We start from the raw sequence: 13,955 nt of genomic DNA, 5'->3' as shown, positions 1-13,955 counted from the left end.
GAATACTTGTTCGATTAAAATAAGCACAGTTAGAGCGAATTAAATTTTAAGCTGCTCAGCAAAATGAAAATTAATCTCTGATGAATATGAGTAAAATGACTTTATCTCCTTCTCTCTTTCACAGGATGGCAAATCTCCTAACTCAACATGCAATACCTTAGCAATTTCTGATAAGTCAACACTAGTATGTTCTTCAATATGAAAATTTTATCAACCATTTTTTTAGGTAACTCAATATAAGCAAAATGATTTCTAAATAATCCATCCAGAGTAGGCACAAAAAATTTTACTGTATCAGAGTTTATTTGCTCTGTATCGGGACAAAATTTTTTTAAACATTTGGCGCAGAACCTTAATGATATATCGTATGGCTGCGAGCTCGTGCTCAATTCATCAAACATAATAATCCTTTATCAATTTTAATATGCAATTTTTGAGACAGCATTACATTATAAAGGCCGAAAGTCAATGAGAATGATTATCAATTGCATTTAATTCGAATAGTCTATAGTAAATAAGCGTGATTTTAATTAGTGCACTATTTCATGAATCGAACCAGGAGGGGCTTTTGGCACGCGTACGTGGCTTAGCCAGGTCTGTAGCTTGGCCTACAGCCTCGATGATACTAAGAGGGTGATTTGGTAATGGCATTAATAAATTAGACTCTATCAAGCTCTTCATCAATGATTTACCCTCTCTTTAGCTATTTTCATTCTTAGCAAAATATGAAACAATTTCTTATCCTCCCTTTTTGTATTTCATTTGATGCACGCCGAATTTCATCATTTACCTATAGAAAGCCTGCAAGCAGGCCAATATCAATCAAGAGAAGATTTTAATACTACAGCTTTGCAAGAGCTTGCCCAATCCATTGCCTCACAAGGCTTAATCGAACCGCTAATCGTACGCCCAATTGCAAAACACCGCTATGAGATTATTGCTGGAGAAAGACGCTGGAGAGCTGCAAAAATGGCAGGATTGCACACGGTACCTTGTCTTATAGGAAATTACACCGACAAGCAAGCTTGTGCGCTTACCTTGATTGAAAACATTCAACGAGAAAATTTAAACTTGATTGAAGAAGCAAACGCCTATCGACGTTTAATAGATGAATTTAATTACCAACAAGATGAAATAGCCACCCTGGTAGGAAAATCACGTAGTCATATTGCTAATATTATACGACTGTTAACCCTAAGCGAGAAAATAAAAAATTTTATTCGTGATAAAGCTTTATCCCTAGGCCATGCACGAATGCTCGTAGGGCTTGATTTTGCCCAACAAGAATATTTGGCTGTTCAAACGATAAACGAGCAGTGGTCAGTAAGACAGCTTGAGCATGCAGTAAAAATACAAAAAAATAATGTCCACTCTTTTCCCAAAAATGCGAAAAAAGATCGTGATGTGGAACGCTTGCAAAGTGTTTTAGCGGAGCAGGTAGGTGCCCCCGTACAAATAATAAATGATAATGATGATGGCGGATGGCTAAAAGTAAAATTTTATGACAATGATACGCTTGCAGGGCTTTTGGAGCGTCTGGGCTTGCGATATGATTAGAGCATGCTTATCTCCCCAAGAATATGAGGAACAACATTGATGAAAAAGACGTTAATTAGCGCATTTTTCGTGACATTATCCTCGGTATCACAAAGCGCCCGGATACAAAATGAAGTAGATAAATTAATTAACCAAATTAATCCAAATGTTAATCTTGGGGCTGTTGTCATTGATCTTACCTCAGGAGAAACTTTATATCGACGCAATGCTGGACGGTTATATATCCCGGCAAGCAACATGAAGCTTTTTTCCGAAGCCGCAGCGTTAATGGTTCTTGGACCTGATTACCATTTTAAAAATCAACTGAGTGTGGGTGCAGGCAAAATACAACAAGGTATTTTGCAAGGAAATGTTTACTTACAACTTAGCGGAGACCCTTCTTTTAGTCGTCATGATTTGAAAAAACTTCTTTCTTCTTTGAAAGAACTAAACATCAATACCATTCAAGGTAATTTATATATTGACAGCAATGTAGCTGGAGTTAATCCCTATCCCCCAGGCTGGCTCACCTCTGATTTAGCATACAGCTATGGCGCACCTAACGCCCCGGTAATGCTTGATGCAAATCGTTTGACCGTGACTGTAAATCCAGGAGCACGCACAGGCGATCCGGCTGTAGTTGAAGTAGACGATGGCGGGGGAAAGATTTCATTAAACAATCAGGCAACTACTAAAGCCAAGGCTCAAGGTTGTGGTGTAGGCTTTAGTTTAGATAAAGAAAATCATTTAACGGTACGCGGTTGTGTGGGTGTTGGTCAATGGGCAGTACAACAACGAATGGCAATCAAAAACCCTTTAATGTATGCCCAGGCAATGATACAAAGTCAATTGGCCAAAGAACATATCCAGCTCAATGGCCAAGTTCAATTAGGTAAAACGCCCGGTAACTCTTTATTAATTGCAACACAATATTCAAAACCTGTGTCAGAATTAATGGCTGATACGTTGAAACCCTCTGATAATTTATACGCAGACAGTTTGTATTTGCATGCTGCAGCAAAACTTAATGGCTCCCCTGTTAATTGGCAATCCGCTCAGCCTATAATTAAAAGTTTTCTACAATCTCAAACAGGCATTGACTTCACAAATGCAATCCTTACTGATGGTTCGGGTTTATCTCGTTATAGCCTGGTCACTCCAGAACAAACCATATCCTTATTAAAGTTTTTATATCAACGGTTTCCTTTATCTTACGAATACATTGCCGCTTTACCCATATCTGGACGTGATGGAACCTTACAAAAAAGATTTCACATCCCGAGCCAACAAGGCTTTGTCCGCGCTAAAACAGGCACTATGGTTGGGATAAATAGCCTTTCCGGATATTTATATGCAGCTAATGGCCATACTTTGGCCTTTGCTCTATATGTCAACCGGCAACCTGGAAAAGCATCAGGCCCCGGACGACCCGTTTTAGATGCATTATGTACCTATTTCTTGAAAAACAGTCCGAGTAGCAGCCGTTTGAGTCGAGTATTTTCCCCGCATCAGCGTATTAGTTTTCAATCCAATCCAACCCAAGCTGAGAAGCAAAGGGCGCACCAAGCCAAATGGAGGCGTTTGGAGTCTGCGATACGCATGTCTTTAAAAGACCAACCAGTCAATGTTGTGTATCGTAACAATGAACTGATCGTAAACGATAACCAAGCAGATACTGACAAAGTATGGTCCGTATTACAATCTGTTATTAAAAAATATCCTTTTGCAGTGATATTATCCTCCAAAACTTTAACGATAAATCCTGCTGGCGGCCCTACATTACTGTGGGTAGAAACATTAGAAAATCCAAATCAAGTACAGCGAATTTGGAGCATTCACGAAGCAACTTAAATAGATAAAAATTATCTAATAGGTATCCCTAAAGTTTAAGCAGCAAATTATGGAGAAATTGATTGAAATCACTCGTTAAGCTTGTTTTTTTAATAAGTTGGTTTATTCCTCCCGCATATGCACATTTGAATTTTCTCACCATCAGCGACATTCATTATGGTGAAACCAATGTATCACGTGATGGAGGGGATACCGGACCGGAATTTCTCAACATTACTATGAAGAAATTCAAAAAATTGAGTAAACAAGTAAACTTTATTCTGTGCTTAGGTGATTTACCAACTCATTCATTATTTAATGCCACCGTAAAAGGAGCCTATGAAAAAAAGGTATTTGACGAATTATATATAAATGATGTGGACTTAAAACCCATTTTTTACATTACTGGCAACAATGATTCTCTAAGTGGAAATTATCAGCCATTTACATCAAATGGAGTTTCTCCTTTAAATTTTGCTACAAATTGGCATGGAGCATGCGCTCATTGTAAGAAATTAATTATTAACGACACTCACATGTACCGCGATGGCTATTATTCGAGTTATGTCATCCCTGGAAATAAAAAAATTATATTAATTGCCCTCAATGCGAACCAATGGGCCGAAACACCCTTGCTCTCACAGTATCCTAATCAGAAAAAAGATGCCTTAGAACAGCTGTCTTGGTTGGAGCAACAATTAAAAGAACACCATGCGGAACAATTGTTAATCGCCATGCATGAGCCACCAGGAAACTCGTATATTGGAAAACCAGTTTGGCGCAAACACTATTTAAAAAAATTTATAAATATACTTAGCCAAAACCAACAATCATATGGGGAAATCACATTATTAACCTCCCATTCTCACATGGATGAATTTAGAAAAATCCATTTGAATAATGGTACCAACATATATGCCTTCTCTACTCCAGGTATCAGTCGTAACCATCATAATTATCCTGGAATGAAGATCTTCACGCTAAATAAAAAATGAAGGTTAAAAATTTTACTACTTATTATACTAGTCACTTAGAGAAGTGGGGAAACCAACAATATCAGGCATTAAATAATCCCAATGCAATTTTCCCTCACTGCCACAATAAAACATTATCTCAATGCCTAAGTGAATTGAATATGCAACAAATATGCAATTATGAAGATCAGGGCTTATTTTATGGGGTAAAAAGCCCAATAGTTCCAAATGACTGCAACAAAGTATATACGGTTAACTAAATAATATTTTTAAAATCAAGGGACAAATATGAAAGCACTTTACACAGCCACAGCACGTACACACGGTGGAAGAAATGGACATATTGAAACATCAGATGGCTTATTAAGAATCGACCTCGCCATGCCTAAAGAGCTAGGTGGACAAGGTGGAGGTACAAATCCTGAAGAATTATTTGCTGCAGGATATTCTGCTTGCTTTGAAAGCGCTATTCGTCATGTCGCTCGACTAGAACACATCCCTCTTAAAGAAGCCTCTATTCTATCTCAAGTCTCCTTATATCCAACACCTGAAAAGGGATTTAAACTTGGAATCGAAATACATGCTTATATAGAGGGTTTAAATCAAAAAGATGCGGAGGAACTGGTAGCAAAAGCGGATAAAGTCTGTCCTTACTCCAATGCAATTCGCAATAATATTGCGGTAGAATTTAAAGTAATTACAGAATAACCAAAACATATTATTTAATGTCGAAGCCTGAGAAACATCACCTTCCGCAACCGCGGAAGGTCTCAAAAAACAACATACCTTACTAAGCACTTCACCTTGCAGCATCGATTTTTACACCGTTTAAGAACTAATTAGGGTCATTGGTTTCGAAACAGAAAGATGCTCCTCAACTGCCATTGCCAGTGCCTTAACCGCATCCTCCAGAGGAGTAGTTTTCTTGCCCGCAAAAAAATCATAAATAGGATACTGATGTCTTTTTATCATTTTCATATTCTCAGAGTCATTAGTAAATTTTTTTATAAGTGCATCTATTTCATGCAAATTACCATTTTGGCATTTCAGTTCAAAAATAAACTGTTTTAATAACTCCTCTTCTCCACGGCGGTGTGAACACCATGATTGCTCTAAATTTTTTGCATTTGAACAAATACTATTTATTATTTTTGCCACATCAGAAGGTAAATGAGCATAGGGCGCTGAAATACAATGATGAACCATATCTTCTGCTTCTTTACTGCATCTTCTTTTTATAGGTTCTGGAGGAATAAATTTAAAAATCTTATTATAAGTCTCCTTAAACATAACAGCTAACCAACTATGCATATCCATACTGGGATGTATATCATCCCAAAACATATACCCCTCCGCAGGAGAGATATGTTGCTGCTGATATTCTGGATTTTTTTGATTTTGTTTAAATTCTTCGGAATCAATATAAGGTGATTTTAATTTCTCTTTATCAAATCCATATTCTTCGCAATGATTATATATTTTTTTAAATGGGGTATTGGCATCAAATATCGAAAGATTCAAGGGTATATTTAAATCTTTATATTTTTCAATCAATTGCTTAGTCTTATCTGCCAATTGATCATTAAAATGATCAGAACATTTAGTAGCATTTTCTTGTTCTTTTTAGTTTTTTCTTGAAATCTTGGCGTTAAGGAAAGATCGGGTAAATTTACCAATACAAAATTTCGATAACCTTGTTGAATAAGAATTTCCAAATTTGCAATGCGTGCATTCACTGCATTATCCGCTTCAATTAAAGTTGGCTCTGCATTAACGGTTAATAAATCATTAGCTCCAGACCATTCAATAATCAATGTTTCAGATTTTTCTTGTTCTGTAATTTTATATTTTTTATCCTCATCAAAAAGCTGCTTCCGCTTATCTTCCAATCTGGCTAATATTAATCTCAGAAATTCATATTTAGGGTTTATTGTAAATTGTCTCGTGTAATCATCAGCGGTTAACCCTGCTTCACAATAGAAACGTGCAAAACGCTCGCCTTTAAATAAAATATGTTTGTCATTATTTAGACTAAATGCTTTTTCATTTTTTTTAAGTATATTTAAATCATTAGCTAAAATTGCATCTGCGACATCCGCATTACCTCGAGGATCATGGTTAATTTTTAATTTTTTTCTTACATAATCGATTTCAAAATCTTCAATAATCGCCGTCACAAAATAGTCACCCCAAACAAATCCATTAGTAAATCTACCTCTGGGGGCATCAAAACCTACTTCATAAAAATCACCTAAAGGAATAAATCCAAATAGTTTACGTTTATCGAAAGTGCCTCTATCAGACAAGCTATCTCCAAGTACAACAATACGGCTAATTTTAATCATAGTCACATTAATCTCCTTATTAATGATTATTGATTTATAACATTCACCTAAATTGCACAAAAAACATACAACCCAATCTTATAATCCTTGATTAAGGATAAAGAATCAGAATTAAAAGATTACAAATTTTATATAAAAGATAATCAGTATCGAATAAAGCTACGGCTAGTAAAAAAGAACCACACTCCTGAGAAGCAACCTGAGATACTAAGAAAACCCCGGCTTTAGCCATCAAATAATTATTTTGATGCATCACTCATGTTAAAAGAACGTGTGTTCGAGATAGAGATTTCAGTCGCTCCATCGTTGGAATTGAGAAGGACTGCGATTTGACTTAAGGATCTATCTTTATTTCTAGAGCCCGGGATGTGCCCACGAGGTCCAGAAATCGCTCACCACTATTTAATCCCGTAAACAACGCAGGATGTCGGTGGTTACAGGGGATATGTCTTAAGTGAAATGGCAGTACACCTCCGCCCGAACGTGCCAAGGTAATGATTTGCTTTCTTATCCCGAACTCATATTAAAATAATGAGTTGGTTACTTGGACAGTTCCTGATAATATAAACTTATTTTTCTAAAAAAGTCTATGAAAAACAAACATTTTGATTTGATCGTAATTGGTGGCGGAAGCGGCGGTATCGCCAGTGCTGTTCGCGCTGCAAAATATGGTTCCAAAGTAGCTGTGATTGAAGCAAGCCACTTAGGAGGAACTTGTGTCAATTTAGGATGTGTCCCTAAAAAAATCATGTTCAATGCATCAATGATTGCTGACATGCTTCACCATGCGCCTGATTATGGATTTAATGCAGTGCCTGTCCAATTGAATTGGAATACACTTGTCAGCCAGCGTAATGCATATATCGATCGCCTAAGAGAAAATTACGCAAAACGACTTGCTCAATACGACATTACTTTAATTCAAGGTAAAGGAGAATTTCATGACGGACAGACAATCAAAGTAAATGATACACTTTTTCAAGCCACTCATATTATTATTGCAACTGGAGGTGAACCCTCCCAACCACAAATCCATGGAATACAACATGCGATCGATTCAGATGGTTTTTTTTCCTTGACCAAACAACCCCAAAAAGTAGCAGTAATTGGTAGTGGTTATATTGGTGTTGAATTAGCCGGAGTTTTACATAATTTGGGAAGCGAAACTCATCTTTTAATGCGGGGCACAAGACCTTTAAGTCGCTTTGACACTATTTTAGGGGACACTCTGTTAGAAATCATGCAACAACAAGGAATTCACATTCATCAAAATCACCGTGCACAAGAAATAAATTTGCATAGTGATGGCAGAAAATCGATTGTATGCCAAAGTGGCTCCATTATTCACGACATAGATGTGATCATTGCAGCGGTGGGGCGGACTCCTCGCACAGCCCATCTGCATCTAGAAAAGGCAAACGTTTCAACCGACAAGCAAGGCTTGATTTTAGTCGATGCGTTTCAAAATACAAGTGCTAAAGGAATTTATGCTCTAGGAGATGTCACTAACGCGCCGGCACTTACTCCAGTAGCAATAGCAGCAGGACGTCGTTTGGCCGATCGCTTATTTGGTCAACAACCAGATGCACGTCTAAGTTATGAGAATATAAGTACGGTAATCTTTAGTCACCCACCTATGGGAACTGTAGGTTTAAGTGAAGAAGAAGCCATTACGCAATATGGTAAAGAACACATTAAAGTTTATCAAACACGTTTTACTCCCATGTTTGATGCTTTCGCTTCCCAAAAGACCCCCACTGTAATGAAATTAGTTACTTTAGGTCAGGAAGAAAAAATTATTGGGCTCCATGTAATTGGCTTAGGAGCCGACGAAATGCTCCAAGGTTTTGGGGTTGCTGTAAAAATGGGAGCATGTAAAAAAGATTTTGATAATACTGTTGCTATTCATCCCACAAGCGCAGAAGAATTAGTAACTATGGTGTAGCTGATATGAATGATGCAGTTCGTAGTTTTCAAGGTAAAGCTCCTTCTTTGGGGCAAAGAATCTATATTGATCCTAAGTCTCTAGTCATTGGCGATGTAAGCTTGGGAGATGATGTTTCTATTTGGCCTATGGCTGTTGTTCGCGGTGATGTCAATTCCATTAAAGTTGGGAATGCATGCAACATTCAAGATGGTTCTGTTTTACATGTTACGCATGAAGGCCCATATACTGCTGAAGGCCAGCCATTGATTTTAGGTCAAGGAATTACAATCGGTCATCATGCAGCATTGCATGGGTGCGTGATTGATGATTTTTGCCTTGTTGGAATGGGAGCGATTATCTTAGATGCTGTCCATATTCAACATCATGTAATGGTTGCTGCCGGTTCGTTAGTAACTCCTGGTAGTATACTCAAGAGTGGTCATTTGTATCTTGGAAGCCCTGCTAAAGCTGTTAGAAAGTTAACAGCTCAAGAACTAGATCACTTAGAATATTCAGCACAACACTATGTGCGATTAAAAGATAAGTACTTAGATTAAATCGTGCTTTTAATTAAGCTGTTTACAGGAGATTCATCTATAAACTCATGCTCCTGTTGTTTTTGCTGGTTCATTATGCCAAAAGCATTCAATAACTCTCCATGATTCATTGCTGCCTGCTGTTTGGCTTTTTCATAGTGGCTAAGCCGTTTAGCAATTCGCTCTAGAAGCATTTCCGAGTTCTTAATGTTTTGAGCTAATAAATGACTCATTTCTTTAATTGTTTCAATATCTTCTTCCAGTTCAATCAGTCGCTTTTCAATTGTCATTTGGAGTCCTTAAGATAAATAGTTTAAAACAAAAAATCGTTAGGCTAAATTTTTCATTAAAAAACACCTAGGTCTTTTTATGTGAGTGTATCGTGTAAATTGGTTTTTATCGAGATAAAAATTTAATCACTATTAATTATCTTAAGTCCAAATTAATCGCCTTTCGTGTACAATTTAATCCTTTTTATAATTGAGCTTACCATGCCATATAGAGATTTTTCATCTTTTCATAACATCAAACTGTTATTTGGTAATCCAATGGGTGATTTAAACTATGGTTACACCTGTACTCCAAATTCCCAGACCATTCAAAACTCTTTTTTCGACGATGAGTACTTTCTTTTATTCAGGCGTAGTGAATATGCTGCTCAAATTGAATTAGCTTGCTCTAAAATTTTCAAAGGTCTTATGGGCTATGGCCCGGAATTGGAGATTATTAAAGAAAATAATGAATTTTATATTGCGAGCAGGAAGATAAAAAATTTTAGAGAAGGTTGTCCAGATTTAAAAGATCCAAGTCAATTTCAAAAGATTAAAGGTTTAGCAGCAATGTTCATTATTTGCTACTTTCTTTGTGAAACTGACATGCATTCGGGTAATTTTGGCTTGCAGGATATAGGAGAGGAAAAAAAACTTTTAGGATAGATTTGGCTGAGTCTCTTGACTTTGACATGTTACGAACTTCACTTACATTATCATCGCTACAAAAAATTCCCTATATCGTTGAACAGCATTATCATGGCGTCGATCAAGCATCTTTACCTCAAAATTATGTGGGATCAGAAAGTTTTCAAAGTGAAAAAATAGCTATGATAAAGCTAATTGCAGAAACTCCCTTTTCATTTTTTGAAGGCATCATTCGTACCACGATAACATCTGATTTATACACGCACCATCAAATAATGCTCAATAAACTTCTTACTTTAATTGAAGATGAAGAGAAAATTATTTCAATGAAGAATGATTTTTCTAACATAAAAGTTAGTGACTATGATCTAGAATCCTTAATAAAGTTATTAAAAAGCAGGCATGAACAATGGCAATTATTAGCGCTTGAAAATAATCTTGATCAGGATTTTAGTTTAGCAAATCCTTCACTCTTTAGGAAAGAACTAAATTCATATTATCAAGATACGTCTGATAGTGAGGAAGAAGACGAGCTTTCTGATTCTGAACAAGTTACAAATCCAAATCACTCGTATTTAGTCATCAGTTTTTTTCCATCACCAAAGCATGTCAGCACTAATAAGGATGGTGAATATGCCGCTGATGAGTTCACAGCTATTGGATATGTACTTTGATGATAATTATTCTGGCGCAGGTGACGTAACGTGCATCGTGTGTCTAGACCAGCCGATGGTTTCGCATGGTCATTGCGACAAGAAAATGATAGTGACCTCTATTTGCAACACCTGATGTATCTCATTGATATTGACCGATAAGATGAAATGCTGATAAAGCTCCTATTCCATTCTTGCTGGCAGGGGATGACCCCGGAACATCAACGAGGAGCAGGGCTGGATAAAAAATAAGGCAAAAAAAAAGCGGCATAATAAGCCGCTTTAAGGAAAAGACCCTGGCGATGACCTACTTTCACATGAGGAAGCCTCACACTATCATTGGCGCATGTTCGTTTCACTTCTGAGTTCGAGATGGAATCAGGTGGTACCAAACCGCTATGGTCGCCAGGAAAACTGTTTTGAGTATCGTGCATTAGCCGCATGATACTCAGGTAAATAAAGAGAGTAACATTATATCTTATATTCAGCACAATCTGAAGTAACTCAGATTATATGGTCAAGACAATCAGCCAATTAGTACAAGTTAGCTTCACGCATTACTACGCTTCCACACCTTGCCTATCAACGTCGTAGTCTTCAACGGGCTTCAAGGGAAAACTCATCTTGAGGGAGGCTTCCCGCTTAGATGCTTTCAGCGGTTATCCCGTCCGAACTTAGCTACCCGGCAATGCCACTGGCGTGACAACCGGTACACCAGAGGTTCGTCCACTCCGGTCCTCTCGTACTAGGAGCAGCTCCTCTCAATTTTCCTACGCCCACGGCAGATAGGGACCGAACTGTCTCACGACGTTCTAAACCCAGCTCGCGTACCACTTTAAATGGCGAACAGCCATACCCTTGGGACCTGCTTCAGCCCCAGGATGTGATGAGCCGACATCGAGGTGCCAAACACCGCCGTCGATATGAACTCTTGGGCGGTATCAGCCTGTTATCCCCGGAGTACCTTTTATCCGTTGAGCGATGGCCCTTCCATACAGAACCACCGGATCACTAAGACCAACTTTCGTTCCTGCTCGAGCCGTCGCTCTCGCAGTCAAGCACCCTTATGCCTTTACACTCTTGGTACGATGTCCGACCGTACCGAGGGTACCTTTGTGCTCCTCCGTTACTCTTTGGGAGGAGACCGCCCCAGTCAAACTACCCATCATACACTGTCCTTATCCCAGATAATGGGACCAAGTTAGAACCTCAATAACAACAGGGTGGTATTTCAAGGTCGGCTCCATACCCACTAGCGTGGATACTTCATAGCCTCCCACCTATCCTACACAGTCATCATCAAAGTCCAGTGCAAAACTATAGTAAAGGTTCACGGGGTCTTTCCGTCTAGCCGCGGGTACACTGCATCTTCACAGCGATTTCAATTTCACTGAGTCTCGGGTGGAGACAGTGTGGCCATCGTTACGCCATTCGTGCAGGTCGGAACTTACCCGACAAGGAATTTCGCTACCTTAGGACCGTTATAGTTACGGCCGCCGTTTACCGGGGCTTCGATCAAGAGCTTCTCCGAAGATAACCCCATCAATTAACCTTCCGGCACCGGGCAGGCGTCACACCCTATACGTCTTCTTACGAATTTGCAGAGTGCTGTGTTTTTAATAAACAGTCGCAGCCACCTGGTCTCTGCGGCCCTCTTCAGCTCAGAAAGTAAATTCCTTCACCGAAAAGGGCGTACCTTCTCCCGAAGTTACGGTACCATTTTGCCTAGTTCCTTCACCCGAGTTCTCTCAAGCGCCTTAGTATTCTCTACCTGTCCACCTGTGTCGGTTTGCGGTACGGTTCTCTATAAGTTATGGCTAGCAGCTTTTCCTGGAAGCCGGGCATCAATGACTTCGCTGTACACCGAAGTGTCAGCACCATGTCGCACCTCAGAGTTATTAATGGTCCGGATTTGCCTAAACCATCCCCCTACATGCACATACCAGGACAACCATCGCCTGGCTCACCTAGCCTTCTTCGTCCCCACATCACCACTTATAAAAAGTCCAGGAATATTAACCTGGTTCCCATCGACTACGCTCTTCAGCCTCGCCTTAGGGGCCGACTCACCCTGCTCCGATTAACGTCGTGCAGGAAACCTGGGACTTCCGGCGTGAGGGCTTTTCACCCTCATTATCGTTACTCATGTCAGCATTCGCACTTCTGATACCTCCAGCACACTTCTCAATGCACCTTCATCAGCTTACAGAACGCTCCCCTACCACGTGTACTTAGTACACATCCGCAGCTTCGGTGACTAGTTTTAGCCCCGTTACATCTTCCGCGCAGGCCGACTCGACCAGTGAGCTATTACGCTTTCTTTAAAGGGTGGCTGCTTCTAAGCCAACCTCCTGGCTGTCTGTGCCTTCCCACATCGTTTCCCACTTAACTAGTACTTGGGGACCTTAGCTGGCGGTCTGGGTTGTTTCCCTCTTCACGACGGACGTTAGCACCCGCCGTGTGTCTCCCGTGATTCAATTAGCCGGTATTCGGAGTTTGCATCGGTTTGGTAAGCCATGACAGCCCCCTAGCCGAAACAGTGCTCTACCCCCAACAATCATTCACGAGGCGCTACCTAAATAGCTTTCGGGGAGAACCAGCTATCTCCGGGCTTGATTAGCCTTTCACTCCTAGTCACACGTCATCCGATAATTTTTCAACATTACCCGGTTCGGACCTCCAGTTGGTGTTACCCAACCTTCATCCTGCACATGACTAGATCGCCCGGTTTCGGGTCTACTCACAGCGACTCTCGCCCTATTCAGACTCGATTTCTCTACGGCTCCCTTATTCAGTTAACCTCGCCACTGAAAGTAACTCGCTGACCCATTATACAAAAGGTACGCAGTCACACAGCCTAAGCCATGCTCCCACTGCTTGTACGCAAACGGTTTCAGGTTCTATTTCACTCCCCTCTCCGGGGTTCTTTTCACCTTTCCCTCACGGTACTGGTTCACTATCGGTCAGTAAGTAGTATTTAGCCTTGGATGATGGTCCACCCATCTTCAACCAGGATTACACGTGTCCCGGCCTACTTATTCGCGTGCCTAGTTCTTGATACAACCTTTATATACGGGGCTTTCACCCTCTATGGCCAACCTTCCCAAGTTGTTCTATTCCTTTGTATCATAAATCACGCCAGGCTCCTCCCCGTTCGCTCGCCGCTACTTGGAGAATCTCTTTTGATTTCTTTTCCTTCGGGTACTTAGATGTTTCAGTTCCCCGAGTTCGCTTCTA

General features: G+C 39.7%; 10 protein-coding genes, 2 rRNA genes and 1 pseudogene (1 of these 13 cut by a window edge). 8 read left to right on the top strand and 5 right to left on the bottom strand.

Annotated elements, in window-relative coordinates:
• The first annotated feature begins 765 nt into the window (after positions 1-765).
• The 4 genes and pseudogenes from EL220_RS05105 (at position 766) to EL220_RS05090 (ending at position 5,048) form a co-directional block, all read left to right on the top strand.
• On the top strand, positions 766-1,557 hold the full coding sequence (locus EL220_RS05105; protein ID WP_027272274.1) for a ParB/RepB/Spo0J family partition protein: 792 nt from the start codon (positions 766-768) through the stop codon (positions 1,555-1,557).
• A gap of 39 nt (positions 1,558-1,596) precedes the next feature.
• A complete protein-coding gene (gene dacB / locus EL220_RS05100) occupies positions 1,597-3,387 on the top strand; it encodes a D-alanyl-D-alanine carboxypeptidase/D-alanyl-D-alanine endopeptidase (protein ID WP_027272273.1) in 1,791 nt (596 codons plus the stop codon).
• Between the two features lie 62 nt (positions 3,388-3,449).
• A pseudogene (locus EL220_RS05095) lies at positions 3,450-4,600 on the top strand (metallophosphoesterase).
• 28 nt (positions 4,601-4,628) lie between these two features.
• Positions 4,629-5,048: an organic hydroperoxide resistance protein gene (locus EL220_RS05090; RefSeq protein WP_027272271.1), complete on the top strand. Its 420-nt coding sequence runs from the start codon at positions 4,629-4,631 to the stop codon at positions 5,046-5,048.
• Between the two features lie 120 nt (positions 5,049-5,168).
• Here EL220_RS05090 and EL220_RS19500 read toward each other — a convergent pair whose 3' ends face one another.
• Positions 5,169-5,915: an SGNH/GDSL hydrolase family protein gene (locus EL220_RS19500; protein WP_269471005.1), complete on the bottom strand. Its 747-nt coding sequence runs from the start codon at positions 5,913-5,915 to the stop codon at positions 5,169-5,171.
• Positions 5,891-6,691, bottom strand: coding sequence for an SGNH/GDSL hydrolase family protein (locus EL220_RS19495; protein ID WP_331852661.1), 801 nt, complete (start codon positions 6,689-6,691; stop codon positions 5,891-5,893). The genes EL220_RS19500 and EL220_RS19495 overlap by 25 nt, the downstream gene beginning before the upstream one ends.
• Positions 6,692-7,274: 583 nt before the next feature.
• On the opposite strand from EL220_RS19495, the gene gorA reads away from it, so the two are divergent.
• On the top strand, positions 7,275-8,630 hold the full coding sequence (gene gorA / locus EL220_RS05080) for a glutathione-disulfide reductase (RefSeq protein ID WP_027272269.1): 1,356 nt from the start codon (positions 7,275-7,277) through the stop codon (positions 8,628-8,630).
• Positions 8,631-8,635: 5 nt separating this feature from the next.
• On the top strand, positions 8,636-9,169 hold the full coding sequence (locus EL220_RS05075; RefSeq protein WP_027272268.1) for a gamma carbonic anhydrase family protein: 534 nt from the start codon (positions 8,636-8,638) through the stop codon (positions 9,167-9,169).
• On the opposite strand, the gene EL220_RS05070 is transcribed toward EL220_RS05075, so the two are convergent.
• Entirely contained in the window at positions 9,166-9,438 is a 273-nt protein-coding gene (locus tag EL220_RS05070) for a hypothetical protein (protein WP_027272267.1), read from the bottom strand. The genes EL220_RS05075 and EL220_RS05070 overlap by 4 nt on opposite strands.
• 201 nt (positions 9,439-9,639) lie before the next feature.
• On the opposite strand from EL220_RS05070, the gene EL220_RS18605 reads away from it, so the two are divergent.
• Positions 9,640-10,083, top strand: a complete 444-nt coding sequence (locus EL220_RS18605) for a hypothetical protein (protein WP_232002626.1) — start codon at positions 9,640-9,642, stop codon at positions 10,081-10,083.
• A gap of 26 nt (positions 10,084-10,109) precedes the next feature.
• Entirely contained in the window at positions 10,110-10,739 is a 630-nt protein-coding gene (locus EL220_RS05065) for a hypothetical protein (protein ID WP_232002625.1), read from the top strand.
• A 273-nt stretch (positions 10,740-11,012) separates the two neighbouring features.
• Here the strand turns inward: EL220_RS05065 and rrf are convergent.
• A 5S ribosomal RNA gene (rrf, locus tag EL220_RS05060) occupies positions 11,013-11,128 on the bottom strand.
• 103 nt (positions 11,129-11,231) lie between these two features.
• Positions 11,232-13,955, bottom strand: a 23S ribosomal RNA gene (locus EL220_RS05055); it runs 173 nt beyond the window's last position.

This window comes from Legionella sainthelensi (genome assembly GCF_900637685.1).
Taxonomy (GTDB): domain Bacteria; phylum Pseudomonadota; class Gammaproteobacteria; order Legionellales; family Legionellaceae; genus Legionella; species Legionella sainthelensi.
Note: the sequence above shows the minus strand (reverse complement) of the source record. Positions and strands in the feature narration are given on the sequence as shown.

What these genes read in the sequence shown, in the direction of transcription:
- EL220_RS05105 (WP_027272274.1), top strand. Translation starts at nt 766, where the DNA reads ATGCACGCCGAATTTCATCATTTACCTATAGAAAGCCTGCAAGCAGGC.
- dacB (WP_027272273.1), top strand. Translation starts at nt 1,597, where the DNA reads ATGAAAAAGACGTTAATTAGCGCATTTTTCGTGACATTATCCTCGGTA.
- EL220_RS05090 (WP_027272271.1), top strand. Translation starts at nt 4,629, where the DNA reads ATGAAAGCACTTTACACAGCCACAGCACGTACACACGGTGGAAGAAAT.
- gorA (WP_027272269.1), top strand. Translation starts at nt 7,275, where the DNA reads ATGAAAAACAAACATTTTGATTTGATCGTAATTGGTGGCGGAAGCGGC.
- EL220_RS05075 (WP_027272268.1), top strand. Translation starts at nt 8,636, where the DNA reads ATGAATGATGCAGTTCGTAGTTTTCAAGGTAAAGCTCCTTCTTTGGGG.
- EL220_RS05070 (WP_027272267.1), bottom strand. Translation starts at nt 9,438, where the DNA reads ATGACAATTGAAAAGCGACTGATTGAACTGGAAGAAGATATTGAAACA.
- EL220_RS18605 (WP_232002626.1), top strand. Translation starts at nt 9,640, where the DNA reads ATGCCATATAGAGATTTTTCATCTTTTCATAACATCAAACTGTTATTT.
- EL220_RS05065 (WP_232002625.1), top strand. Translation starts at nt 10,110, where the DNA reads ATGTTACGAACTTCACTTACATTATCATCGCTACAAAAAATTCCCTAT.